At 64.7% G+C, this 25,806-nt stretch carries 24 protein-coding genes; 14 read left to right on the top strand and 10 right to left on the bottom strand.

The window, feature by feature from the left end:
• Positions 1 to 186: 186 nt before the first annotated feature.
• Positions 187 to 669, bottom strand: coding sequence for a DUF2834 domain-containing protein (locus AADZ78_RS26700; RefSeq protein ID WP_085252470.1), 483 nt, complete (start codon positions 667 to 669; stop codon positions 187 to 189).
• Between the two features lie 66 nt (positions 670 to 735).
• On the opposite strand from AADZ78_RS26700, the gene AADZ78_RS26695 reads away from it, so the two are divergent.
• The gene (locus AADZ78_RS26695; protein WP_085252469.1) at positions 736 to 1,329 is read left to right on the top strand and encodes a TetR/AcrR family transcriptional regulator; all 594 of its coding nucleotides are present in this window, start codon (positions 736 to 738) and stop codon (positions 1,327 to 1,329) included.
• Between the two features lie 95 nt (positions 1,330 to 1,424).
• A complete protein-coding gene (locus tag AADZ78_RS26690; RefSeq protein ID WP_085252468.1) occupies positions 1,425 to 2,981 on the top strand; it encodes a phytoene desaturase family protein in 1,557 nt (518 codons plus the stop codon).
• On the opposite strand, the gene AADZ78_RS26685 is transcribed toward AADZ78_RS26690, so the two are convergent.
• The 3 genes from AADZ78_RS26685 to AADZ78_RS26675 are packed head-to-tail and all read right to left on the bottom strand — an operon-like array spanning position 2,978 to position 5,649.
• Complete coding sequence (locus AADZ78_RS26685) at positions 2,978 to 3,313, bottom strand: hypothetical protein (protein ID WP_085252467.1); 336 nt, start codon at positions 3,311 to 3,313, stop codon at positions 2,978 to 2,980. The genes AADZ78_RS26690 and AADZ78_RS26685 overlap by 4 nt on opposite strands.
• Positions 3,310 to 4,857: an MBL fold metallo-hydrolase gene (locus AADZ78_RS26680; protein ID WP_085252466.1), complete on the bottom strand. Its 1,548-nt coding sequence runs from the start codon at positions 4,855 to 4,857 to the stop codon at positions 3,310 to 3,312. Before AADZ78_RS26680 ends, AADZ78_RS26685 begins: the two co-directional genes overlap by 4 nt.
• A gap of 48 nt (positions 4,858 to 4,905) precedes the next feature.
• Entirely contained in the window at positions 4,906 to 5,649 is a 744-nt protein-coding gene (locus AADZ78_RS26675; protein WP_085252465.1) for a phosphotransferase, read from the bottom strand.
• Positions 5,650 to 5,692: 43 nt separating this feature from the next.
• Between AADZ78_RS26675 and AADZ78_RS26670 the strand changes: the two genes are divergently transcribed.
• The 7 genes from AADZ78_RS26670 (at position 5,693) to AADZ78_RS26640 (ending at position 11,297) form a co-directional block, all read left to right on the top strand.
• Entirely contained in the window at positions 5,693 to 6,472 is a 780-nt protein-coding gene (locus AADZ78_RS26670) for a lysophospholipid acyltransferase family protein (protein WP_085252464.1), read from the top strand.
• Between the two features lie 3 nt (positions 6,473 to 6,475).
• Positions 6,476 to 7,231 (top strand): lysophospholipid acyltransferase family protein, encoded by a 756-nt coding sequence (locus AADZ78_RS26665; protein ID WP_085252463.1) that lies wholly within the window; start codon positions 6,476 to 6,478, stop codon positions 7,229 to 7,231.
• A gap of 22 nt (positions 7,232 to 7,253) precedes the next feature.
• Complete coding sequence (locus AADZ78_RS26660) at positions 7,254 to 8,039, top strand: lysophospholipid acyltransferase family protein (protein ID WP_085252462.1); 786 nt, start codon at positions 7,254 to 7,256, stop codon at positions 8,037 to 8,039.
• Between the two features lie 44 nt (positions 8,040 to 8,083).
• Positions 8,084 to 8,920: a Cof-type HAD-IIB family hydrolase gene (locus AADZ78_RS26655; protein ID WP_085252461.1), complete on the top strand. Its 837-nt coding sequence runs from the start codon at positions 8,084 to 8,086 to the stop codon at positions 8,918 to 8,920.
• Between the two features lie 67 nt (positions 8,921 to 8,987).
• Positions 8,988 to 9,644, top strand: coding sequence for a hypothetical protein (locus AADZ78_RS26650; protein WP_239656666.1), 657 nt, complete (start codon positions 8,988 to 8,990; stop codon positions 9,642 to 9,644).
• Positions 9,641 to 10,807 carry a glutathionylspermidine synthase family protein gene (locus AADZ78_RS26645; RefSeq protein WP_085252460.1) on the top strand — a complete coding sequence of 389 codons (1,167 nt, stop codon included), beginning with the start codon at positions 9,641 to 9,643 and terminating at the stop codon, positions 10,805 to 10,807. Before AADZ78_RS26650 ends, AADZ78_RS26645 begins: the two co-directional genes overlap by 4 nt.
• Before the next feature lie 25 nt (positions 10,808 to 10,832).
• A complete protein-coding gene (locus AADZ78_RS26640; RefSeq protein WP_085252459.1) occupies positions 10,833 to 11,297 on the top strand; it encodes a DUF350 domain-containing protein in 465 nt (154 codons plus the stop codon).
• A gap of 21 nt (positions 11,298 to 11,318) precedes the next feature.
• Here AADZ78_RS26640 and AADZ78_RS26635 read toward each other — a convergent pair whose 3' ends face one another.
• The 6 genes from AADZ78_RS26635 to AADZ78_RS26610 form a co-directional block, all read right to left on the bottom strand.
• Positions 11,319 to 12,866, bottom strand: coding sequence for a PE family protein (locus tag AADZ78_RS26635; protein WP_085252458.1), 1,548 nt, complete (start codon positions 12,864 to 12,866; stop codon positions 11,319 to 11,321).
• 367 nt (positions 12,867 to 13,233) lie between these two features.
• Positions 13,234 to 13,629, bottom strand: a complete 396-nt coding sequence (locus AADZ78_RS26630; RefSeq protein WP_085252457.1) for a type II toxin-antitoxin system VapC family toxin — start codon at positions 13,627 to 13,629, stop codon at positions 13,234 to 13,236.
• A complete protein-coding gene (locus tag AADZ78_RS26625) occupies positions 13,626 to 13,895 on the bottom strand; it encodes a hypothetical protein (RefSeq protein WP_085252456.1) in 270 nt (89 codons plus the stop codon). Before AADZ78_RS26625 ends, AADZ78_RS26630 begins: the two co-directional genes overlap by 4 nt.
• Positions 13,896 to 13,995: 100 nt before the next feature.
• Complete coding sequence (locus AADZ78_RS26620) at positions 13,996 to 15,915, bottom strand: alanine racemase (protein ID WP_085252455.1); 1,920 nt, start codon at positions 15,913 to 15,915, stop codon at positions 13,996 to 13,998.
• Between the two features lie 22 nt (positions 15,916 to 15,937).
• The gene (locus AADZ78_RS26615; RefSeq protein ID WP_204081569.1) at positions 15,938 to 17,569 is read right to left on the bottom strand and encodes an LGFP repeat-containing protein; all 1,632 of its coding nucleotides are present in this window, start codon (positions 17,567 to 17,569) and stop codon (positions 15,938 to 15,940) included.
• A 175-nt stretch (positions 17,570 to 17,744) separates the two neighbouring features.
• Positions 17,745 to 18,770 carry a hypothetical protein gene (locus AADZ78_RS26610; protein WP_139828956.1) on the bottom strand — a complete coding sequence of 342 codons (1,026 nt, stop codon included), beginning with the start codon at positions 18,768 to 18,770 and terminating at the stop codon, positions 17,745 to 17,747.
• 265 nt (positions 18,771 to 19,035) lie between these two features.
• On the opposite strand from AADZ78_RS26610, the gene glf reads away from it, so the two are divergent.
• From glf to aftB, 5 genes are read left to right on the top strand one after another with little or no spacing between them, the layout of a single operon-like run.
• Positions 19,036 to 20,262 carry a UDP-galactopyranose mutase gene (gene glf, locus AADZ78_RS26605; protein ID WP_085252452.1) on the top strand — a complete coding sequence of 409 codons (1,227 nt, stop codon included), beginning with the start codon at positions 19,036 to 19,038 and terminating at the stop codon, positions 20,260 to 20,262.
• Positions 20,259 to 22,151: a glycosyltransferase gene (locus AADZ78_RS26600; RefSeq protein ID WP_085252451.1), complete on the top strand. Its 1,893-nt coding sequence runs from the start codon at positions 20,259 to 20,261 to the stop codon at positions 22,149 to 22,151. Before glf ends, AADZ78_RS26600 begins: the two co-directional genes overlap by 4 nt.
• Entirely contained in the window at positions 22,144 to 22,677 is a 534-nt protein-coding gene (locus AADZ78_RS26595) for a phosphatase PAP2 family protein (RefSeq protein ID WP_085252450.1), read from the top strand. The genes AADZ78_RS26600 and AADZ78_RS26595 overlap by 8 nt, the downstream gene beginning before the upstream one ends.
• The gene (locus AADZ78_RS26590; protein WP_085252449.1) at positions 22,674 to 23,588 is read left to right on the top strand and encodes a decaprenyl-phosphate phosphoribosyltransferase; all 915 of its coding nucleotides are present in this window, start codon (positions 22,674 to 22,676) and stop codon (positions 23,586 to 23,588) included. Before AADZ78_RS26595 ends, AADZ78_RS26590 begins: the two co-directional genes overlap by 4 nt.
• Positions 23,563 to 25,560, top strand: coding sequence for a terminal beta-(1->2)-arabinofuranosyltransferase (aftB, locus tag AADZ78_RS26585; RefSeq protein WP_085252448.1), 1,998 nt, complete (start codon positions 23,563 to 23,565; stop codon positions 25,558 to 25,560). The genes AADZ78_RS26590 and aftB overlap by 26 nt, the downstream gene beginning before the upstream one ends.
• Positions 25,561 to 25,806: the final 246 nt, after the last annotated feature.

Below are 25,806 nucleotides of genomic sequence, written 5' to 3'. Positions count from 1 at the left end.
ATACCTTAATTACTCACTCATTGACGGGCCGGCACGAGCCAGGCACTATCGCCTCGACGCCGCTGCGGCAGGTGACAGTGACGGCGCTGAGCGGCTGTGCCCTGTGCCCACGTGGTGCTGGTGGTGCCCGCCACGCGTGCTGGGACCGTCAATCAGACCTGCAGCTCTGATCGCCAGAGCCTGGGCCTACGCGTGCACTGTCGTGTGGGATCGTTCGTGTCGGCGCTGCCGTTCGATGGTGGCGAAGTAGAACGCAAACGCAAAGGCGAAGCTGGTGAAGAGGCTGGACACGAAGTACAGCCAGGGGCGGCGGAGACCACGCCGGTAGCCGTCGACGATGGAAAACAGCGGCAGCAGAATGACATTCGCGATCGTGTAGTCCTGGCTCGCGGAACCGGCGGCCGGGTTGGTGAACATCAGCCGGATGTAGTCGGCCCAGCTGCCTGGCCCCCAGATCGGGTTGGTCGACCCATGCGAGTACTCCTGGACGAAGCGAATATTGAAATACCAGCCGAGCGCGATCGATGCAATGCCGACGGCGTAGTAAACGCATTCCAGCGGTGAGAACCAGGCACCGCCGGCCGGCCGGGCATAGACCCCGGGGTTCGAGGCGATGATCCAGCCGACGACGGCGAGCCCAAGTATTGCGTGGACAAGAAGCGAGACCATGGCCGCAGTCTCATCGTGACGCCATGTTTTGTCAATGTTGACAAAAGATGCTGCTACTTTACTGTCATGGTCAGGCCAGCGCAGACGGCACGCAGTGAGCGCACCCGGGAGGCGTTGCGGCAGGCCGCGCTGGTGCGGTTCCTGGGCCAAGGTGTTGAGGAGACGTCCGCCGAGCAGATCGCTGCCGACGCCGGGGTATCGTTGCGCACGTTCTATCGCCACTTCCGATCCAAGCACGACTTGTTGTTTGCCGACTACACCGGACTGCACTGGTTTCGCGCGGCGCTCGACGCCAGGCCCGTCGACGAATCGATGATCGATTCCGTGCAGTCGGCAATCTTTGCCTTTCCCTATGACGTTGAGGCCGTGACCAAAATCGCCGCGCTACGGGGTGGCGAGCTCGACCCGAGCCGTATCGTCCGCCACATGCAGGAAGTGCAAGCCGACTTCGCCGACGCCATCGCCGCGCAGCTGCAACGCCGTAGCTGCGCGGCAAGTCAGGGCGTGGATGCCCGGGTGCGTATCGCGGTGACCGCCCGCTGCATCTCGGCCGCGGTTTTCGGGGCGATGGAGCTGTGGATGCTCGGCGAGGACCGGTCGCTCGGTGAGCTGGCGAGGATGTGCCGGCTGGCGCTCGAGTCGCTGCGGGCCGGCATCTAGGAAAGCTGGGCCGCGTGGCCCACGCCCATCGCGTTTCGTCATAATTGACAAAACTTGGGGCCCGTGTCAGCCTGCCTTTCGGGAGGTCATGGAGCATGTCTGATTACGACGCGATAGTCATTGGCGCAGGACATAACGGGTTGACCGCGGCGGTGCTGCTGCAACGGGCCGGACTACGGACCGCCTGCCTGGACGCCAAGCTCTACGCCGGCGGGATGGCTTCCACCGTGGAGCTGTTCGACGGGTACCGGTTCGAGATCGCCGGATCGGTGCAATTCCCGACGTCATCGGTGGTCATTAACGAACTGGGCTTGGATTCCCTGCCGACCGTCGATCTGGAGGTGATGGCGGTAGCGCTGCGTGGTATCGGTGATGACCCACTGGTCCAGTACACCGACCCGATGAAGATGTTCGCCCATCTCAACGAGGTGCACGGAGCCGACGCCGTCACCGGAATGGCGGGCCTACTGGCGTGGAGCCAGGCGCCGACGCGGGCGCTGGGCAGGTTCGAGGCCGGCACGTTGCCCAAGACCTTCGACGAGATGTATGCCTGTGCCACCAACGAATTCGAACGCTCCGCCATTGACGACATGTTGTTCGGTTCGGTCACCGACGTGTTGGATCGCTACTTTCCCGACCGCGAGAAACACGGCGCGCTGCGCGGCTCGATGACCGTGCTGGCGGTCAATACCCTCTACCGCGGGCCGGCCACACCCGGCAGCGCCGCCGCGCTCGCCTTCGGATTGGGCATGCCCGAGGGCGACTTCGTGCAAATGAAGAAGCTGCGCGGTGGTATCGGCGCGCTCACCGCGCATCTGCAGCGGCTGCTAGAGGACGGCGGCGGCGAAGTTCGGTTGCGTGCCAAGGTGACCGAAATCCTCGTCGTTGACGGCAAGGTAACCGGAGTGCGCACCGAGGCGGGCGACACCTTAGGCGCCCCAATCGTCGTCTCCGCGATCGCGCCTGACGTCACGCTCAACGAGCTCGTCGACCCCGCGGCGCTGCCGCCGGAAGTCCGGCAGCGCTATTCACGCATTGACCACCGCGGCAGCTACTTACAGATGCACTTCGCCTTGGACGAGCCGCCCGTCTTCGCCGCACCCTACGAGGCACTCAACGATCCGAGCATGCAGGCGTCGCTGGGCATCTTCTGCACACCCGAGGAGGTCCAGCAGCAGTGGGAGGATTGCCGTCGTGGGATTGTGCCGGCCGATCCGACGGTCGTCTTGCAGATTCCGTCGGTGCACGATCCGGACTTGGCCCCGCCGGGCAAGCACGCGGCATCGGCGTTCGCGCTCTGGTTCCCGATCGAAGGTAACCCCGACTACGGCGCGGCAAAGGTCGAAATGGGACAACGCGTGATCGACAAGATCACCGGCTTGGCGCCGAACTTCGAGACCAGCATCACCCGGCATACCACCTTCACGCCCAAACACATGGGTGTGATGTTCGGAGCGCCCGGCGGCGACTACTGCCACGGCCTGTTGAATCCAGACCAGATCGGTCAGAACCGCCCGGGCCCGAAAGGCTTTATCGGCCAGCCGATCCCGATTGACGGGCTATACCTGGGTAGCGCGGGATGCCACGGCGGACCGGGGATCACGTTCATCCCGGGCTTTAACGCCGGGCGAGCGGCGTTGGAAGAGCTCTAGATATCGCGGCGGCTGAGTAGATCGTCCAGCAATGCCATGAAGTCGTGCGGGCGTGCGGGCGTGCACGCGGGTTTCGGGCGCTCGCCGGGTACGTCGAAGGTGATCAGCGTCGACTTGAGCGGCCGATACGTATCCAGCGGCAGCCAGCGGCGCAAATCCGGAGTGCCCCAAATGTTGAACCGAGCCATGAACAGCCCCAGTGACTGGGCCTGATAACCACGAATGTCCTTCAGCGCGATCACCTTCGAAGTGCCGGACGGAAAGTGATACCGCCGCAGGGTGAGCGCGGCGCGGTCCAGTTGGATCAGCCCGTCGTCGTAAAACTGCATCATGCGCGGGAGCTCCGTAGCTCGTGACCCCGAGTAGTGAGGCAGCGGCCGTCGTCCAAGCGCCACTGCCACCCGTGCAAGTTGCAGGTCAGTGTGTTGCCCTCTACCACACCGAATTTCGAGAGGTCGGCTTTGAGGTGCGGGCAGCGACGCTGAACCTCCCAGCCGTCCAGCACGATCGACGCCGAGTCGTCGTGGGTCTCGGCGAACCAGCCGTCGGCGTAGGCAATCCGTTCGTCGGTCAGGCATTTGAAGAACGTGTACAGGTACTCGTTGTAACCACCGACCCGCCACGCCTTGAACCGGGTGGACAAGAAGATGGTGTTGACCCAGTCCGGCTCCCGATCGCGGAGCACGGTGCGCACCAGCTGGGGTTCGATCGCGAACCCGTAGCGGACCTTCTCGTCGGGAATCCGTTCCCGCACCACGCGTTTCGGAAAGTCCAGTACTACGGATTCGGGCCCCATGACCAGTTCGACGGGATATCCGATTCCGTCACAGATCTCGTTGCTTTGCAGCATGATCGGCTCGAACAGTGCGCGCAGCGGCTCCAGCAGTGGCTCGCCCGCCGAAGCCCAGCCGCCCTTCTCCGCGGCCAGCACGGGCGCCATTCGATCGGCGTAGTCGGCGATATACGCAGCCTTGCCGGTGGTGAAGATGGCCTCGACTTGGTCAAGCGGCAGCAGATGGCTCAGCGAGTTCAGTTCGGTGCCAGTGAAATCCGCGACCGACCCGGGAATCATCAGCAGACCCCGGTCGTGGCCGTGGGCACGCATCTGCTCCAAGAACACCATCTGGTCGGGGAAGATGTTAGCCGGATCGCTGCGGTCGTCGTTGAGGTGACGCAGTTCGCCATCCAAAAAACACGGCGGCCCGGCAGACGGCACCACCCAGGTGGCGCCCACCTGGGCGATGTATTGGCGAGCGCGGTCCATCTGGCGCTGCCGCTTCTGGGTGCCAAACGCGCTTTTGGCCCGTTCGGGCATGTCGTAGACCATGGGGTACCAGATGGCCCCGGAATACTGCAGCATGTGCACGTCGATATGACCGAACTCCACGGCCAGCACGTCCAGATCGACGGGCCGGGCGTCGTTCATGTTGAAAACCGTGGTCACGCCGTCGGAAACGACCAGCGCCGAGTCGCCGATGGGGCCGTCGGCCGGGGCGCGCAGGGCGATGATCATGATGTCCAGATCGCCCTTGGGGCCGCGCACGCGATGCTTGGTCGAGTCGGTGGTGTCGAAGAACCGGTGAAACCCTAACTTCTCCAACTCATTTCGCAGATCGGGCACCGGGTAGTCGGGCAGCAGCACCACGGCGTCTTTGCTGACGTGTGCGTCGAGGAGTCGCGCGTCGAAGTGGTCCTTATGCAGGTGCGACACGTACAGGTAATCGCAGTCACCCAAGGCGTCCCAGTCCAGTGCGCTGTTGTCCGGGAACGGGAACCAGGACGCGAAGTACGCCGGATTAACCCAGGGGTCGCACAAAATGCTGCCTGCCTGGGTCTGGATCAGAAAGCCGGCGTGGCCGACGCTTGTGACCTGCACAAATGCCTTTCGTGTAACGCGCTTTGAGCGCAGAGCGCCGGTTCGAGCTTAGCTTGAGTCGTCATCTTCGGCCTGCCACAGCCGCCGGTAGTAGTCGATCCGCAGCGGATCCGGATCGACGCCGTAAGCGGTGAACAACTCCGCCTCCCAGTTCCGGTCGGGATCGTCGGGATAGTTCCAGTGCAGCGACAACGTCGCCACCGCGAGGTCGGCCCATCGATCGGCGACGCCGAGTTGGTCGAAGTCGACGTGCCCGCAATAGCGGCCGTCGTCGTCGATCAACGTGTTGGGTGAGCACGCGTCGCCATGACAAACCACCAACCGGTCAATCGGCGGTGCCTCGTCCAGCCCGGCTCGTTGTGCCGGTGTCAACAGCGCGAGCCGGCTGGTCGCCGACCAGTCAAACGGACATGACATCACCGGCAACCTGTCGTGCAGTGTGCGCAACCCCACACCGATCGCCCGTACCGCAACGCCCGGTGCCGCCAGCCAACGCGGGTGTACCGCCGACCGGCCAGGCAGGCCGCGGGTGCGCAGCCACGTCCAGTCCCCGTCGGCGCCGACCTCCAGAACCTGCGGCGCCGCAATGTAGCGCGCCGCCCAGCGGAGGCGGCGCGCCTCATTGGCGAAGTCGACCGAACCGGCACCGGACACCTTGATGAATTCGGCACCGGAATCCACCCGGAAGGTGATGCCGCCCAGCTCGTTGGCCCACACCGCGTGCACGGGCCGGCAGCCGGCAAGTCGGCGCACCACCGCGGGTACCGGGGGCGACGACGATGGAAAAGACATAAGGTCACCTTTCTAGTTCGCGGGAGCACTAGGCTGAACTGCTGTGGAACCGGTATATGGGACGGTCATTCAGCTTGCCCGTTTGACGTGGCGCATCCAGGGTCTACGGATCACGGTGACCGGCGTGGAAAACATACCTACCAGCGGTGGCGGCGTGGTCGCGATCAACCACACCGGCTACCTAGACTTCACTTTCGCGGGTTTGCCGGCCTACAAGCAGGGCCTCGGGCGCAAGGTGCGGTTCATGGCAAAGCAAGAGGTGTTCGACCACAAGATCACCGGTCCGATCATGCGTGCCCTGCGGCACATCCCGGTGGACCGGGGTGACGGAGCCGCGTCGTACGCCGCCGCGGTGGAGATGCTGCAAGCCGGTGAGCTGGTCGGCGTCTACCCCGAGGCCACGATTAGCCGCAGTTTCGAGATCAAGGAGTTCAAGACGGGGGCCGCCCGGATGGCAGTCGAGGCCGGGGTGCCGATCATTCCGCACATTGTGTGGGGCGCGCAGCGGATCTGGACCAAGGGCCATCCCAAGAAAATCGTTCGCCCGAAGGTGCCCATCACGGTGGTCGTGGGCGAACCGATCGAACCGACGCTGCCCACGGCAGAACTCAACGGCCTGCTGCACTCGCGGATGCAGCATTTACTGGAACGCGCGCAGGAGCAGTACGGACCGCATCCGGCCGGCGAGTTCTGGGTGCCGCACCGGCTGGGCGGCGGCGCTCCCTCGTTAGCCGAGGCGGCCCGCATGGATGCTGAGGACGCCGCAATGAAAGCGGCGCGCCGCGCACGACGTGCTTACCCCGCCGGGGCGCCGGAGCAGTGACCGATGGCAGAGCCGACCTACCGCGTCTGCGAGATCCTCGCCCAACTCTTGGTCCGGACCACCGGGACTCGGATCACCTACATCGGGGACGAAAACATCCCGGAACAGGGTGGCGCCGTGATCGCCATCAACCACACCAGCTATGTCGACTGGCTACCGGCCGCGTTGGCCATGCGCCGGCGCCGTCGTCGGCTGAGATTCATGATCAAAGCCGAGATGCAGCAGGTGAAGCTGGTCAACTTCTTGATCAAGCAAAACGGGGCCATTCCGGTCGACCGCAACGCCGGTGCCGGCGCCTATGCCGTCGCCGTGCAGCGGTTGCGCGAGGGGGAAGTGGTCGCGGTCTACCCGGAGGCCACGATCAGCCGCAGCTTCGAGCTGAAAGAGTTCAAGACGGGCGCCGCCCGAATGGCCCTGGAAGCAGATGTGCCGATCGTGCCGGTCATTGTTTGGGGTTCACAGCGGATCTGGACCAAGGGCCATCCAAGGCGATTGGGCCGCAACAAGATCCCGATCACGGTGGCGGTGGGCCCGCCGTTGCACGCGGCCCGGGACGTCTCCGTGACCGACCAAGTACTCCGGGAGGCGATGACCGTACTGCTGGATCGGGTCCAGCAGTACTATCCTCATCCGACCGGCGAGTACTGGGTGCCGCGCCGACTCGGCGGCAGCGCGCCGACCATGGACGAGGCCAGACAAATGGACGCTGACGACGCTGTCGCAAAAGCCGCGGGCCGAATACCGCGCCAGGCGCGGTAGGAGCGGAAGGAGAAGACGACCAATGGCAGAGCCGTTCTTCCGGATGATGGAAGTTCTCGTTCCATCGATCGTCGCGCTGAACGGGAACAAGATCACATACGAGGGACTTGAGAACATTCCGTCGAGCGGCGGCGCCTTGGTCACCCTTAACCACACCAGCTACGTGGACTGGATTCCCGCGTCGATCGCCGCGAAAGAACGGCGACGCCGGCTGCGATTCATGATCAAGGCCGAGATGCAAGACGTGAAGGCAGTCAACTACGTGATCAAGCATGCCCAGCTGATCCCGGTCGACCGCACCGTGGGTGCCGAAGCCTTCGCGGTGGCTGTGCAGCGGCTGCGGGAAGGCGAACTCGTCGGCTTGCACCCCGAGGCGACTATCAGCCGCAGTTACGAACTGAAGGAATTCAAGACAGGGGCGGCGCGCATGGCGATGGAAGCGCACGTACCGATAGTTCCTATGATCGTCTGGGGTGCGCACCGCATTTGGCCAAAGGATCATCCAAAGAACTTGTGGCGCAACAAGATTCCGATCGCGGTGGCGATTGGTGAGCCGATGTGGCCGGAGGGTGACGCCGAGCAGTTCAATGGCGCGCTGCGGCAAGTCATGAACAAGATGCTCTACCGGGTGCAAGAGGAGTATCCGCATCCGGTTGGGGAGTTCTGGGTGCCCCGCCGGCTGGGTGGCGGCGCGCCGACTCCGGACGAATCCAGGCAATTCCGAATTGCTGAGTTGGCCGAGCGCATGCAAAAGCGCGGTTACGACGGCGTGACGACGGCCAGGCGCGACGTAGGCGGGCGACGCTGACTAAACCGGCAGTTGCAAAAACGGACCGTCTTGGTGCCGTCTCGGTGGCCGAGTCGACTTTCAAGTCGACCCGCCCGGCGCTTATCGCGTGCGACGTCGACGGCACCCTGTTCGACGACAACGAATCGCTCACCCCGCGCACCCGGGACGCGGTGCGCGCCGCCGTCGCCGGTGGTGCCCATTTCATCCTGGCGACCGGCCGTCCGCCGCGCTGGGTGCGGCCCGTCGTCGAGGCACTCGGCTTCACGCCGATGGCGGTGTGCGCCAATGGCGCCGTCATTTACGATCCCGCGACCGATCGGGTGGTGTCGGTGCGCACCCTGCCCGTCGATACCTTGGCAGCGCTGGCCGAGCTGGCGGCGCGCGTCATCCCGGGTTCCGGGCTGGCGGTTGAGCGGATCGGAGAGCGCGCGCACGACACCGTTACCCCGCAGTTCGTCAGCTCGCCCGGCTACGAGCACGCGTGGCTCAACCCGGACAACACCGAGGTGTCCATCGAAGACCTGCTCAGCACGCCGGCGATCAAACTGCTGATCCGCAAGGCCGGCGCCGCCAGTGCGGACATGGCCGCCGAACTTTCCAAACACATCGATAGCGAGGGGGACCTCACGTACTCCACCAACAACGGTTTGGTGGAGATCGTCCCACGGGGCATCAACAAGGCGACCGGCATCGCAGAGGTCGCCCGGCCGCTGGGCATTGCCGATGCGGACGTGCTGGCATTCGGCGATATGCCCAACGACGTGCCGATGCTGCTAAAGGCCGGCCTTGGCGTGGCGATGGGTAACGCACATCCCGATGCGCTTGCCGTCGCTAACGAGGTCACCGCTTCCAACGCAGACGACGGCGTGGCGCGGGTCCTGGAGCGCTGGTGGTCCTGACCTTCAACGCGGCGGCAATGTGGAAGACTGCCCGCGTGTCTGCGTTTGGCCGACCGGAGGACAGCTAGTGGGGTCGGAAGAAGAGCCACCGGTAACCGGCGCGCCCGGGGACGGCGAGCCGGATAACCAACCCGAGGATGCGGCGGAGCGGCCGGCTTCCGAAGAGCCGGCGTCGGAGCGCGACGAGACCACCAAGAAGCGACCCAGCGGCAGCATCCAGTTTCAGGATGCGGAAACGACGAAGCCGCGGCCCCCGACGCCCGCCGAGTTACGGGCGCGCCGGAAGTTCGCCGACAAACAGCGCGAGATCGAGGAGGCACGGCTCGCCGCGGAGGCCAAGCGGCGCCGCCGGAAGGGCCAGCTGATCGGTGCCGCCGCCGCCGTCGGCGTGGTGGGTGTGGTGGCAGGCATGGGCTATTGGCTGTTGTCGCCGGATCACGTCACCGCCCAATGTGTTCGCGACGACCCAAGCGGGCAGCCGGTGATCGTTCCGGACAGCTACTGCACGGGTCACACCGCGGGCCTCAACGGCTTCTTCTATTACGGCGGGCATCAGTATCGGTACTACTACGGCAGCTCGGGGACGGTCGGTCAACGGCCGGCCGGTGGAACGACGGTGGCGCCCAAGGGCGCAACGATCACCACCAAGTCGGGCACCACGATTCAGCGCGGCGGCATTGGCGGCAGCGGCGGCAAGGGTGGCGGCGGGAGCAGCGGTTCGTGAAGCGCACCAGGATAGCGGCCAGGCCGAACTGGCGGTCGATCGTCGAATCTCAAGGACTTGTTTATGGGACGCCGGCACGTGACGCGACCGGCGCCGACCGGCCGTACTGGGACGAGTCGGTCTACTACGAATTCGAGATGGACGAGATCCTGGCGCTAGAGGCCGACGTCGAGCTGCTGCATTCGATGTGCCTGAACGCCGTCGAGCAGGTCGTCTTGATGGAACGGTACGCGGATTTTGGTCTGCCGGAATGGAGTTGGTCAGCCATTGCCGAGTCATGGCGTCGCTCCGACCCACATGTCTACGGCCGCTTCGACTTACGTTACGACGGGCGACGGCCGGCGGTCTTACTGGAATACAACGCCGATACGCCTACGACACTGCTCGAAGCCGCGATCCTGCAGTGGTATTGGCTAAAAGACACGTTTCCAGGCGATGACCAGTGGAACTCGCTGCACGAACAGCTGGTCGACCGCTGGAAGCTCGTTGGCGATCTGCTGCCCAGCAACGAATTGCACTTTGCCTGGTCCGGTGTGGAAGCCACTGGCGAGGACCAGATTACGACGACGTATATGCAGGAAACCGCGGCGGAGGCGGGCTTTCAGACCGTCGGCTTGATGATCGAGGATGTCGGCTGGGACTCCGCGCTGGAACGGTTCGTCGATCTGGAGGAGTCGCAGATCCACGCGATCTTCAAACTGCACCCGTGGGAGTGGGTGCTCGACGACGAGTTCGGTAGACACGTGGTGTCGAGCCTGCCGCAGACGATGTGGATCGAGCCGCTGTGGAAGACGTTGTTGTCGAACAAGGCGATCCTGGCGGTGCTGTGGGAGATGTATCCGGGGCACCCGAATCTGCTGCCCGCTTACCTCGACGACCCGCACGAGCTCACCGAATACGTTCGCAAGCCCAAGCTCGGCCGGGAGGGGGCGAACGTCACCGTCGTGGGCGCCGGCATGGAGACGGCGACCGGTGGTGTCTACGGCGAAGAAGGCTTCGTCTACCAATTGCTGGACCCGTTGCCACAATTCGACGACATGCGACCCGCGCTGGGCGCGTGGATCGTCGGCGATTCGTCGGCCGGGCTCGGCATCCGGGAGACCGCCGGGCTGATAACCGACGACGGCGCAGCCTTTGTCCCACACCGCATTCCCTTGAAATGAACCGCGTAATGAACGGAGATGCTCGATGACGACATCGTCGACAACTATTGTGGCGCTGCATTCGGATTACTGGAGCTGGTTGGGTCGCGGGGTCAGTGCCGTCGTGTTGTACGCGATCGTCGGGCTGGCGCTGATGATGGTCGGGTTCTACGCCATCGACCTCACCACCCCGGGTCGATTGCGCAAGATGGTCCACGCCGGAAAGCCGAACGCCATCGTCGTGGCCGCGGCGGGGATGGTCAGCATGGCGCTCATTGTGGTGCTGGCGATCTACTCGTCGTCTGGAAAGTTGGCGGAGGGGCTGCTGGCGTCGGCGACGTTCGGGCTCGTGGGCATCGCCGCGCAAGTGGTCATGATGAGGATTGCGACGCTGGCGATCGGCATTGACATGCACGGGACGTTCGAATCGGAGGAATTCTGCTACGAGTCGCTCATGGTTGCCGCCGCGCAAGTCGCGCTGGGCATCGTGGTGGCAGTAGCGATTCTCTAGAAGTTTCGGGGCATGCCTAGCTTACCCCGTAGGTGTGATTGCCTTGGCGAGCTGTTGGGGTATGTAGTTGACCAGCAAGGGAACCAGTCCGGAGAAGGGCGTGCCGCGGATGGTCAGGTCAACGGGGTCAGCGCCGATGGGACGCAGGTCTACCGTTGCCGTAACGGGGTGGGGCGCAACGAGAATGCCGTCGAAGGGCAAGTGCAGAACGATCGCTATGGTCTGGGTAAATGGCGGGGGAAGAGGCATCGGTATCCGCTGATCCATGATGTAGTGGCCATTGAGGAAGCCGTCGACCGCGACGGCAGGGACATCGCCGAGCGCACCGATCGCTGCCATGCCGTTCCCGCTCGCTAGGGCCTGCTGGATCGATGTCGCGCTGGTCGCGAGCGCGTTCAGTGTCGCGACCGGCGGACCCGCCACCGCGTAGGTGAGCACCAGCGGCAACCCGAAGAAAGCGTTGAATTCCACGCCGAGCGGTGACAAATTCAGCGCAACATCCCCCGTGATGCTCGGAACCGCAAGCGTATTGAGCACGTTGGTGAAATTCTGCGCCATATGCCTGGGGATGGATCCGGGAGGCATCAGGTTGGTGAGGTACTGCGCCTCTTGTCCAGGGACATCGTCGATCGTGAATAGGTGTCCTAGCGGGCCCAGCAGTTTGGGCTTGGCCGTGATATGGAACGACGTGCCCACCACGGAATAGGTGATGTCGCTGTTGTCGACTCCGGTGACGAGGAGATTTGCGTGGGCCTTTGCGAACTCGGCCAGCGCGTCGCTGTACTTGCCCGCCGCGAGATTGCTCAAGGCCAGCTGAAGCCCGGCCGAATAATTGGGCAGCCCGGCCACGATTTCGCTGCCTAGGTCGTAGAGGTGGGTGCCGATCGTCTGGGCGAAGCCGAGCTGGGTGGCGATGAACTGCTGGGTGTAAAAGGCCACGGGGAAGGCCAAAAGTTGCTCGATACCGGCCTGGATGGCCGCCGGCAAATTCGCTAAGTCGGCGGGGAAGTTCTGGATGGTCCTGGCGAATGCCATCGCTATCTGCTGCCAGTAGCCCTGCTGGTTGGCGATCAACTGGCTCAGGAACGGGAATGGGTGTGCAGCCCAAGCGCTCTCGAGGGCTTGCAGGTTGGCGGCCGTGTTGGCGAACAGTTGCTGGTATGCACCGCCCGGAACGGTTGCCGCCGCGCCGGGCGTCCACAGCGCCGGTAGCGTCTCGATCCGCTCGGACAGCCCCAGCAGCGCCTGGGTTGGGGTATTCATCGCGTTCCCCAGATTCTGCTCAACGTTGGCGATCTCGGTGTTCAGATATGCGGCCGCGCCACCGGTCAACAAGCGCACGAACTGATCCTGGAAGGTCGCGGCTTGGGCGCTGACGGCTTGAAACTCCTGGGCGTACGTACCGAACAACTGTGAGATTGCGATCGACACCTCGTCAGCGGCAGCGGCTGCGACCTCGGTCGTGGGTCCCGCCGCGGACGCGGTTGCCTTCGCTAGCGTGGTGCCGATACCCGCTAGATTCTCGGCTGCGGCCGCTACTATCTCGGGCGTCGTGACCACAAATGACACGGTATTTCCTCTCGACTGTCTTGCTGGCAATCCTGTGATCGGTAGGCAAAGCGAGCGTAGTGTGACGCCGTCTGAATCCGCACGGGATTTGGCGCACTAGTTACCAACTCCTGAGCCGGGATTTGTTGGGCGACAGCCATTTTTGTGCAATGTGCACATGCTGGCTGGGTATGAGAGTGCACTGAGCACAGATCACGCGGTGGCTGATACGGCGGGCGGCGTCGGCAAGGCGGAGTAGGCGATGCCGGCGGCCAGTCGTGGACGGTCCAGGCTCTTTGAACCGAAGGCCAACATCCTCAGATCTGTTGGTGCTGTCGACGCGCGAATGCGATTGACTCCTAGCGCAATTCGCGACTCGAGGTACGCACTACAGGGCACCAGCGTCGACCACCGCGATGCCGATGTCGCCGGCGCGGGCAGCCAGCTTGTCGTCAAACGTGGCGATCGCCGCGTCATGGTGCTCAGCGGTGTAGAGAACACAACAGTCGGGCATCTTCAGGTTGGTCGCCGCGCGGAGCTCGCCCAAACGCAGCGCCGCGCCCGCGGGAAGGTCCAACTCCTCAATGCATAGTTGCTCGAGAAGCTCTTTGAGGCGATGCGCTTGCCCGGACCGAGCAGCGCCGGCATAGACCTCGGCCAGGGTGATCACGCTTGCTGCGAACGAGTCCATCAGATGAGCATTCAGCACTGCGGTCGCTTGGGCGTGGTGCGAGTCGGCCGGTTCGAAGTGCCCGATCAAGATGCTGGCATCCAAGAGGATCACTCTGGCCAATCCTCTCGCAGATCAGCCAGATAGCTGGGCGCGAACACTCCAGCCAACGCACCGCTGGTTGCGTCAATCGCTTGGCGACGGGCCTTCTCTGTGGCGGCGAAATCGTGAACCAGACTGTTACGGCCGGTCAGAATCAGCCGACGCAGCAGCGCACCGGGCTTCTCGGCAAGGTCTGGCCACACCCTGCGTGCCACCGCAAGCGCGGCGCTGATCTCATCGGTTTCGGTGATGGCATAGCGCCGGTGCGTCGTCGGCATACTCCAAAGTGTAACACTAGTCACACACGGTGCGACACCTACGTCGGTGGCAGCTGTCGGCGGCCGATAGCCAGCAGTCGTCTGTTGCGACCTGCATCCGCTAGCCCCGCAGCGACTTTGGTGGGACCGTGGACGCGATCAGCGAGTCGGTGTCGATGGTGCGGGGTTGGTAGGTCAGCGTCGGCAGTCGAGCCGACATCACGGCGACGGGGTCCGCGCAGCCGGCCCCCGACAGGCCCGATAGGAACGCCCATTCGTGCTCGTCGCTGCCGAAATACACGACGGTGTCGAAGGTCTCATGAAAGCGCTGCCACGACAACTGCAGCGACTTGTTGCGCCACTGCGTCGGGCAGCCGGCCTGACTGACGACGACACGCGCTATGTCGCGACATCTTTGGACAAAATAGGCGCCGTAGAGGCGGTTGTGCTGTGCGAGGTCGGCTCGCTCGTCGGGAAGGTCGATGACCACTAGGTCATATGACATGGTGGCTTGGTCCACAAAGTCCCAGCCGTCGCGATAGTGCACGCTGACCGGACCGAGTCCTTGTTCCGCCCTGCGCAATTCGTTCATCGTGTAGCCGTAGGGCAGGTGCTGCGCGCACAGCCGAACCGCTTGGCGATCGATGTCGACGTGATCGACATGGGTTGCCCCGGCGGCTACCGCCAGCTGGCTCACCACCCCCTCGCCGGAGCCGATGACGAGGACCCGCTCGACCTGGTCCGCCAAGAGCAGCGCCGGTACCAGCAGCGCCTCGTGATAGATGAGCTGGCTGAACTCGGTGCTCTGACGTTCGCCGTCGCTGAACAATGCCACGCCCTGTTCGGTGCGTCCGATGACCAGCTCCTGGAAGGGGGTACGCACGTCACAGCTCACGTCGAAGACGCGCCAACTTCGGGTGAGCCCCGGCGCCAGCGGCTCGACGATTTCGGTCCGCACACTGTTGATACCGCCCTCGAAATAGGTTGGCAGCGGCGGGAATCCATTGAATGCCACCGAACCGTAGCTCGCGGTGTAAGCGCCGGCGTCGTCAATCACCAGACCATCGCCGGGACGCAGTGTGACGGGCAGCGGATAGCTCTGGTAGAGCACGTCATCCCCGTCGCACGTCGGCCCCGCGATGACGGCATCGTCGACCCGTTCGCCGTCGCGGTCGGTCCGCAGCCGGTACCGGATGTATTCATTCTCGGTTTCTGCAAGTCCGCTGTAGCGACCCATGTCGAGATACACCCAGCGCCGCCCGTCGGTCCCGGTCCGTATGGACACCACCTCACAGCGGATCGTCCCCGCAGCACCCACGATCACCCGACCGGGTTCCACCACTAGTTGTGGTGGGTTGTCACCAAAATGACGCGTCAACGCCGACATGATCGCGTCGGCGACGGCCTCGAGCTCGGGTGCGCCGGCCGCGTACGGGATGGGGAATCCGCCCCCGACGTTGATGGTGGTGAGGTCGGCTAGCGCATCGAAAATTGGCACAGCGCACCGTATTCCGAGCTCCCATGCCGTCGGGTCGAGCTGTTGGGAGCCGACGTGGAAGCAGACCCCTTCCGCTCGCAACCCAAGTTGGCGGGCTCGGCTCAGCAGTCCGACGGCCTCGGCGGGATCGCAGCCGAACTTGTGGCCGAACGGCGTCGCCGACGACGGAAACGCCGGCGCGATGCGACATTCCACACCCGCCCCGGGGGCGTGCGCGGCAATCGAGCCCGCATCGTGGTCGGTGTCGAACGTAAACCGCTGCACCCCGCGTGCGTACGCCGCAGCCACCGCCGACGGCTTTTTGATGGGATTGCCGAACGTCAGCAGTCGTCCTGCGATACCGGCGGAGCCACACGCGTCGATCTCGCCAACGGAGGCCACGTCGAATGCCGCCCCTTCGGCGGCAAGTAGACGCAGAATCGGTTCGGCTGGATTCGCCTTGACCGCGTAGCGGATCCGCGCATCGGGCAGGCAGGCGCGCAGGTTCTGGAAGTTATCACGGACCCGACCGAGATCGATCGTCAGATACGGCGTCTCGGGCACAGGACGCAGACTATCGCCGACCTCAGTTGGCCGGATGCGTTGGGAGCGAGAAGTGCTCGGGCGGCACCGTCGGGCCACTGGGGGCCTGCGTCGACAGCGGCGTGGTGATCCCGTCAACGACCTCGGTCACATTGCCGGTGAGCCGCTCGAAGTTCAAGGTTCCGTGCGCGAAGTTCTGCGCGATATACAGCGGCTCGTGGATCTCGGCACTGGTGGGCAGCCCGAGCGGGCCACGCTCATAGCTCAGCGAGGCCCAGGCATCGTAGATCGCCCCCGTGACCGGCTGGGCGCCCGTCTCCGGCGCCCAGTACATCGCTCCCTTGGCAAACGTTGCGTACCGCGCCGCGTCGGCTGCTTCCATCTCTGGCGATGTTGGCGCACCCAGCACGCTGTTCGTCCCGCCCAGCGCCTGCCAACGTTCGTAGATGGCGCCACCCTCTAGCGCCTTGATCAGTTCCTCGGGCGGATCGTTGAAATGTGATGCAATGTCTCGAATTTCGTCCATCAGGGCGTAGGCGGCGTTGCCGGGGCAGTCGGTGTTGCCGACGTCGCGGTGGGTAAAGATGGCGGGCAACTTGGCTACGGCACCGGCCGGAAAGGTGGTGTAGGAACCGCCCACCGACTCCAGTTCCACCGTGCCCTTGGGATCGACGTCCGCCATGCCCAGCCGCCAGCCGAGCAGTCTGCCGACGGTACGCAGCTGAATCGGCGTGGGCGCCATGTCATCGAAATTGCCGATCATCGCCACACCCCAGGTGTCGCGGTTGAAGCCGCCAGTGTGAAAGCCTTCGACCGCCTTGGTGAGCCCGCCGGCGCTGCCCTCGAACACCTGGCCGTACTTGTCGACCAGCGCGTTGTAGGCGATGTCGCACCAGCCCAGGGTTTTGCTGTGGTAGGTGTAGATGGCTTTGACGATCCCCGCCGACTCCAGGGGTGAATAGTCGTTGCTGCCGGCGGTGTGGTGCACCACCGCGGCGCGAACACCGTTGTCGTATTGCGGCGTACCGCAACGCAACGACTCGTCGGCACCCCATTCCGCGCGGCTGATGATGGCCGGCGCCTGCCCCGGCATGGTGACCCCGGTCGGCGGGTTCCAGTGTGTTTCGGCCGGTGCCTGGGGCGGTGAGATGAGGATCGCGGAGATGTTCTGACCGAAGGGCTGTTCTTTCGTCGCGGGACGGTAGCCGAGGCCGCGCTCGTCGGGCTCACCGCCGGGCGGCGGCTGGGTCACCGGCGCGTCGATCGGGCGGGTCACCGCGATCTGCACGGTCGTGGTGGTGCCGACGAACACCGGATCGGTGCTCCGTGGGCCCCGGGAAGTCCCCTCCGGGCCCGGGTCCGGCGCTGCGGTTTCATATTCGGTCTGGTACCAGGGCCCCCACGACCCGTCGGGGCGCTTGGCTCGCACGCGGGTTGAGGTGCCGGCCAGATCGCCGGTCAGCGCGACCAGTGCAAACGGTGTGTCCTGATTGAGCTCGCGCACCGTCACACCACCACCGAGCCCGATCAGCGGCCGCTCGGCGAGATGGGTGTCGCGACGCGGTGGTGTCTCGTGGGTGCCCTGCGGAGGACGGTTCAGCACGCACGAGACAATGACCACCGTCGCCGCGATAGCGGTAAGCAACATCGTCGGTGCACGGCTGCGGGGCACCAGCCGATGTTACGTGTGTGTCTAATGTTTCTTATGAGGCGACACGGGATAAACGTTCAAAACATGTCGACGACACCGCAGAGGATTGTTGCTGGGTGGGTTTGCCGGGACCCGGGCCCAGTGCGACTCTGCGGTGTCGTCAGGTGACAGGTTGGAGGGCTTTTGTCTGGACGGGGATCTAGGTCACTGGCACCAGTTCTGGGGTCGCCGGGGCGGCCGCCGGCGCGGCCGGGGCTGGGATTGCACCCGCCGCCGGGGCGGCCGGGGCCGGTATTGCACCCGCCACCGGGGCGGCCGGGGCCGGTATTGCACCCGCCACCGGAGCGGCCGGCGCCGGCACTGCACCCGCCGCCGCGGGTACCGCACCGGCCGGCAACGCGGGCGCGCCTGGCGCGGCACCGGCTGCGCCGGCGCCGCCGTTCTGAACGCCCTGCATGATTGCCGGCATCACCAGGCCCTTGAGCAGGTCGATGGCCTGAGACGCACCCAACTGGTTGGCCGCTTGCATCAGGTCATTGACGAGCCCGCCGCCGCCGGATCCGGTGCTGGCCGGGCTGACTGGCGCCAGACCAGTGCCGCTACCGACACCACCCAGGCCCGATGTGTCGCCCAGGATGGGGTATGTGCCGTCGGCGCCGGGATCCAATCCGACCGGAGAGGTGATGGGAATCTCGCCGGTACCCGCGGCAGGGCTTAGCCCCGTCGGGCTGGTCAGGCCCGGCGCAAGCCCGGTCGGGCTAGTCAGCGCGGGGTTGGTGAGTGCGGGGTTGACTCCAGCACCGGGCGTCGGCGGTGGCGTCACTGTGGTACCTGGCAGGGCCAGGGATCCAGGTGTCGACGGCGTCAGACCGGGGCTGGTCAGATCCGGGCTGGTAAGGCCCGGGCTGGTCAGGCCCGGACTTGTCAAACCGGGACTGGGCCCCAAGCCGGGGCTACCCAGGCCGGTGCTGGCGGTACTGGTGCCGCCGAGGGCGGGGACCGGAGGCACGTTGATTCCGAACTGCGACAACCCCTGCGAGAGTGCGCCGATCAACTCGCCCGGCAGGTCAGCGATGTTGGCCGCTTGCTTGAACTCGTGGTGCTCGGGCTGCTTGGGGCCGCTAGTTGCTTCGTAGACAAGAAAGTATGCACATGGACTCGCGACTGCCAGGGCGGCGACCGCGCTCATGGCTGTCGAAAGCTTGCGTCGGCGTCGGTTCGGCACGGAAGTCTCCTCAATCTGGTTAGGCGTTGCGTGGCATGCACGGCATGAAACCCACACGACCGATGGTACGAGTGGGATTGATGTGACTAGAGTGGTGATATCGAATCGTGAGGCAATCGCGACGTGAGTGCTTCTCGTGTGTGACGTTCGACCGATGTGAACCACCGGAAAACCACCGGAACGTCGCAGTACCTGGGAGAATCCGGACCCACCGCGCACCGTCAAGTCGGGTTTTGGCAGCAAGGTCAGATACCCTAGGCAACCGATGATCTCGCGTTTCGACCTCCCCGCTCGTTTCGACCTCTTCGTCGTCGGCTCCGGATTTTTCGGCCTGACGATTGCCGAGCGCGTGGCTACCCAACTCGACAAGCGTGTCCTTGTCGTCGACCGGCGGCCGCATATCGGCGGCAACGCATACTCCGAACCCGAGCCGCAAACCGGCATCGAAGTCCACAAGTACGGTGCGCACCTGTTTCATACCTCCAATAAGAAGGTGTGGGAATACGTGCGCCAGTTCACCGACTTCACCGGGTACCAGCACCGGGTGTATGCGATGCACAACGGGCAGGCCTACCAGTTTCCGATGGGTCTGGGTCTGGTCTCGCAGTTCTTCGGCAAGTACTTCACTCCCGACGAAGCGCGCCAGCTCATCGCCGAACAGTCCGCCGAGATCGAGACCGCAGACGCGCAGAACCTAGAGGAGAAGGCCATCTCGTTGATCGGCCGGCCGCTCTACGAGGCGTTTGTCAAGGGTTACACCGCCAAGCAGTGGCAGACCGACCCCGCCACGCTTCCGGCTGCCGTCATTAATCGGCTGCCGGTGCGCTACAACTTCGACAACCGCTACTTCAGCGACACCTATGAGGGACTGCCCGTCGACGGCTACACGGCGTGGTTACAGAACATGGCCGCCGACGACCGCATCGAGGTCAGGCTGAACACCGACTGGTTCGATGTCCGCGAGCAGCTGCGCGAAGGCAATCCCGACGCGCCAGTTGTATACACCGGCCCCTTGGACCGCTACTTCGACTACGCCGAAGGCCGGCTGGGTTGGCGCACGCTGGATTTCGAGGTCGAAGTGCTACCGACCGGTGACTTTCAAGGCACCCCGGTAATGAACTACAACGACGCCGACGTCCCCTACACCCGCATCCACGAGTTCCGCCACTTTCACCCCGAGCGCGACTACCCGACCGACAGGACCGTGATCATGCGGGAATACTCCCGGTTCGCCGGAGACGACGACGAGCCCTACTATCCGATCAATACCGAGGCCGACCGCGTCCTGTTGGCCGCCTATCGAGCCAGGGCGAAGTCCGAGACCGCGTCGGCGAAGGTACTTTTCGGCGGACGCTTGGGCACCTACCAATATCTGGATATGCATATGGCCATTGCCAGCGCTTTGAACATGTTCGACAACGTCCTCGCGCCGCATCTGCGTGATGGCAAGTCCCTGGCGGAACAGGCAGCGGAAGAAGGTGCGCGCAATTGACTGCCGTAAGCCTGCTTTCCCGAATCATCCTGCCCCGCCCGGGTGAACCCCTCGACGTGCGCAAGCTGTACCTGGTGGAATCGACCACGAATTCGCGGCGCGCGCACGCGACAAGCCGCACCTCCTTGCAGATCGGCGCCGAGTCCGAGGTGTCGTTCGCTACCTACTTCAATGCGTTTCCGGCCAGCTACTGGCGCCGCTGGACCATCTGCAAGTCAGTGGTGTTGCGTGTCGAGCTGACCGGTGCCGGACGTCTCGACGTCTACCGAACCAAGGCGACCGGGGCGCGCATCTTCGTCGAAGGCCGCGAGTTTGCCAGTGCTGACGAGCAGCCCCAGGCGCTCGAGATCGAGGTGGGACTGCAGCCTTTTGAGGACGGCGGCTGGATCTGGTTCGACATCACCACCGACACCAAGGTCACATTGCTCAGCGGCGGCTGGTACGCCACCATTGCGGCTCCGGGCGCGGCCAACGTCGCTGTGGGCATTCCGACATTCAACCGTCCCGCCGACTGCGCGAATGCGCTGCGCGAGCTGACCGCCGACCCATTGGTGGACGCGGTGATCGGCGCGGTGATCGTGCCGGACCAGGGAACCCGCAAGGTGCGCGACCATCCCGACTTTCCTGCCGCGGCCGAGCGCTTGGGCAATCGGCTCTCCATCCACGACCAGCCCAATCTGGGCGGTTCCGGCGGCTACAGCCGGGTGATGTACGAGGCGCTGAAAAACACCGATTGCCAACAGATCCTGTTCATGGATGACGACATCCGCATCGAACCGGACTCGATTCTGCGGGTGCTGGCGATGCACCGCTTCGCCAAGTCGCCGATGCTGGTGGGCGGCCAGATGCTGAACCTGCAGGAGCCGTCGCACCTGCACATCATGGGCGAAGTCGTCAACCGCTCGAACTTCATGTGGACCGCCGCGCCGCACGCGGAGTACGACCACGACTTCGCCGAATATCCGTTGAACGACCAGGAAGACAAGAGCAGGCTGCTGCACCGGCGCATCGACGTTGACTACAACGGCTGGTGGACGTGCATGATCCCGCGGCAGGTTGCCGAGGAGTTGGGACAGCCGCTACCGCTGTTCATCAAGTGGGACGACGCCGACTACGGTCTGCGGGCCGCCGAGCGCGGCTACCCGACGGTCACGCTGCCCGGCGCCGCGATCTGGCACATGGCTTGGAGCGACAAGGACGACGCCATTGACTGGCAGGCGTACTTCCACCTGAGAAACCGGCTGGTCGTCGCCGCAATGCACTGGAACGGTGACGTCACCGGGCTAGTCCGCAGCCACCTCAAGGCGACGCTGAAACACCTTGCCTGCCTTGAATATTCAACGGTAGAGATCCAGAACAAGGCCATCGACGATTTCCTTGCAGGGCCCGAGCACATCTTTTCGATCCTGGAGTCGGCGCTGCCGGAGGTGCACCGTATCCGCAAGGCCTATCCAGACGCGGTCGTGCTGCCGGCGGCAAGCGAGCTGCCGCCGCCGTTGCACAAGAACAAAGTGATGAAGCCGCCGGTGAACCCTGTGGTCATCGGATACCGGCTGGCCCGCGGGATCTTGCACAATCTCAAGGTCGCAGATCCGGCCCACCATGTGCGCCCGGAATTCAACGTGCCCACCCAGGATGCGCGGTGGTTCCGGTTGTGCACGGTCGACGGCGTCACCGTCACGACGGCCGACGGGTGCGGGGTGGTCTACCGGCAGCGCGATCGCGCCAAGATGTTCTCGCTGCTATTCGGTTCGCTGCGTCGGCAACGCCGGCTGGTGCGCCGGTTCGACGAGATGCGCAGGGCGTATCGCGACGCATTGCCGGTGCTGTCCAGCAAACAAAAGTGGGAGACGGCTCTGCTGTCTCACAACGAGCCTGAGCATGCCTGAACCCGCGCCGCCGCGCGGCGAAGTCGCCGCCATGGTGGCCGTTCAGTCCGCACTCGCTGACCGACCGTGGACGCTCGCCGCGGCGCGCGGGCTATCTTTCTTCGGCGAGCACAGCATCGGCTGGCTGGTGGTATCGCTGCTGGGTGCGGTCGTGGCGCCGCGCCGGCGCCGGGAGTGGTTGGTCGCCGGGACCGGCAGCTTCGCCGCCCACGCCGCCGCCGTTCTCATCAAGCGGGTGGTGCGGCGTAAGCGCCCGCACCACCCGGCCGTCGCGGTCAATGTGGGCGTACCGAGTCAACTGAGCTTCCCTTCAGCGCACGCCACCTCGACCACTGCCGCCGCTATCCTGATTGGCCGGGCTGTAGGTCTGCCCAAAGGCATGGCTCCGGCGGTGCTGATACCGCCGATGGCGCTGTCGCGAATACTGGCTGGCGTGCACTACCCCAGCGATGTGGCCGCCGGCGTTGCTCTCGGCGCCGCCGTCGCGGCCATCGCGGTCCGAGTCGACGGAGGTGTGACTGAATGAGCGATGACCTGGCTTCTGTGACCGGCCCTCCGGCAAACCTGGTCGTCGGCGTCGTCAAGGCGATCCGCCCGCGGCAGTGGGTGAAGAACGTCTTGGTATTGGCCGCGCCGCTGGCCGCATTGGGCGGCGGAGTCCGCTACGACTACACCGAGGTCCTGACCAAGGTGTCCGTGGCGTTCGTGGTGTTCAGCCTGGCTGCCTCGTCGGTGTACTTGGTCAACGACGTGCGCGATGTCGAGGCGGACCGGGAGCACCCCACCAAGAGGTTCCGGCCCATCGCGGCCGGTGTGGTACCAGAGTGGCTGGCCTACGCCCTGGCGGCCACGCTGGGTGTGGCGTCGCTGGCCATCGCCTGGCTGCTGACGCCGAACCTCGTGCTTGTCATGATCGTCTACATCGGCATTCAGCTGGGATACTGCTTCGGGCTCAAGCACCAAGCGGTGATCGACATCTGCATCGTGTCGTCGGCGTACTTGATCCGCGCCATCGCCGGTGGTGTGGCCGCCGACATCCCGCTGTCCAAGTGGTTCTTGCTCACGATGGCATTCGGGTCGCTGTTCATGGTGGCCGGAAAGCGCTACGCCGAGCTGCAATTGGCCGAACGCACCGGCGCGGCGATCCGCAAGTCGCTGGAAAGCTATACCAGCACCTATCTGCGCTTCGTCTGGACGCTGTCGGCCACCGCGGTGGTGTTGACGTACGGGCTGTGGGCCTTCGAACGCGACGGCTACAGCGGATCCTGGTTCGCGGTGTCGATGATTCCGTTCACCATTGCGATCCTGCGCTACGCCGTGGACGTCGACGGCGGCCTGGCCGGGGAGCCCGAAGACATAGCGCTGCGTGACCGCGTGTTGCAGTTGCTGGCGCTCGCGTGGATCGGAACTGTTGGTGCCGCAGTTGCTTTCGGCTAGCGAAAAGCTCAAGGCCCTCCAAGTAGCCGCGCTGTCGCGCCGCCCTGCCGCGCGACGCGGCAGCCGGCCGGTGTTCCCCTACGACCCCGTCGTCCGGATCAGTCTGTGGGTCAGCGTGGCGGTGGTAGCCGTGCTGTTCGGTTGGGGCGCTTGGCAACGGCGCTGGATCGCCGACGATGGCTTGATCGTGCTGCGCACGGTGCGAAATCTGCTGGCCGGCAACGGACCGGTGTTCAACCAGGGCGAGCGAGTTGAGGCGAACACGTCGACGGTGTGGACCTACTTGCTGTACGTGGCCGGCTGGGTGGGTGGGCCGATGCGCCTGGAATATGTGGCGCTGGCTGTGGCCCTGACGCTCTCGGTGCTGGGTGTGGTGTTGCTCATGCTGGGGACGGGCCGGTTGTACGCACCCAGCCTGCGCGGCCGCCGGGCCATCATGCTGCCCGCCGGGGCGCTGGTCTACATCGCGGTGCCGCCGGCACGAGACTTCGCCACCTCGGGCCTGGAGAGCGGGTTGGTGCTGACCTATCTGGGGCTGTTGTGGTGGCTGATGGTCTGTTGGTCGCAGCCGTTGCGGGTCCGCGCGGAGAACCCGGTATTCATCGGCGCATTGGCCGTTGTCGCCGGATGTAGCGTGCTGGTCCGGCCCGAGTTCGCGCTCATCGGCGGGCTCGCGCTGATCATGATGCTCATCGCCGCCCGCACCTGGCAACGCCGTGTCCTGCTCGTGGTGGCCGGGGGCTTCCTGCCGGTTGCCTACCAGATATTCCGGATGGGCTACTACGGGCTGCTGGTGCCGGGCACCGCCCTGGCAAAGGACGCGGCCGGCGACAAGTGGTCGCAAGGCATGATCTATCTGTCGAATTTCAACCGGCCGTACGCGCTTTGGGTGCCGGTCGTGCTGCTGGTGCCGCTCGGGCTGCTGCTCATGTCGATGCGCCGCCGGCCCTCATTCCTGCGTCCGGTGCTGGCACCCAACTACGGCCGGGTGGCTCGGGCCGTGCAAAGCCCACCGGCCGTGGTGGCATTCATCGTGGTCAGCGGGCTGCTGCAGGGGCTGTATTGGATCCGGCAAGGTGGCGACTTCATGCACGGCCGAGTGTTGCTGGCGCCGCTGTTTTGTTTGCTGGCTCCGGTGGCGGTCATTCCCGTGCTGGTGCCCGACGGCAAGGACTTCTCGCGAGAGACCGGTTATTGGCTAGCCGGTGCTGTCAGCGCGCTCTGGTTGGCGGTGGCGGGTTGGTCGCTGTGGGCGGCAAACTCGCCGGGAATGGGCGACGACGCCACCCACGTCACCTATTCGGGGATCGTCGACGAGCGTCGGTTCTATGCGCAGGCGACCGGGCGCGCGCATCCGCTGACCGCCGCCGACTACCTCGATTACCCGAGGATGGCCGCCGTCCTGGTGGCACTCAGCAACACCCCCGATGGGGCGTTGTTGCTGCCGTCTGGCAATTACACTCAGTGGGATCTCGTGCCCATGATCCAGCCACCGCCACCGGCGCCAGCGGGCCAAAGGCCATACGAAAAGTCGCATCATGCAGTGTTTTTCACGAACCTTGGCATGCTGGGCATGAACGTTGGACTTGACGTCAGGGTCATCGATCAAATCGGATTGGCAAACCCGCTGGCGCAACACACGGAGCGGCTGAAGCACGGCCGGATCGGCCACGACAAGAACCTGTTCCCGGACTGGGTGATCGCCGACGGCCCATGGGTGAAGTGGTATCCGGGAGTTCCCGGATACCTCGATCAGGCGTGGGTTGCGCAGGCCGAGGCGGCCTTGCAGTGCCCCGCCACCCAAGCGGTGCTGAACTCGGTGCGGGCGCCGATGACTTTGCACCGGTTCATCTCGAACGTGGTGCACTCCTTTGAATTCACCCGATATCGGATCGACCGCGTGCCGCTCTACGAGCTCGTCAGGTGTGGGCTCGAGGTGCCCCAGACTCCCCCCGCCCCGCCTCGTGAGTGACGGGCGGTAGGTGAATTTGCCCCCGAATGTTCATCGATTGCGCGCCCCACCCGGCACGCCGGGTGACTCAATACTGACAGCAACATCACATTTGACCCGCTACCAGCGGGCGTCGAACCGCGGGCACATGCGGAAATGCCATTTCCGGACGCCGCTTCGGAACGGAAAAATACGCCAAATCGCCGTCAGATAACGGTTTGGGCGCCGCTCTCGAGGAGAGTGCAAGCCCAAAGTTGTGGTTGACTA

The organism is Mycobacterium riyadhense, from assembly GCF_963853645.1.
Taxonomy (GTDB): Bacteria; Actinomycetota; Actinomycetes; order Mycobacteriales; family Mycobacteriaceae; genus Mycobacterium; species Mycobacterium riyadhense.
This window is presented reverse-complemented; position numbering and strand designations above follow the sequence as displayed.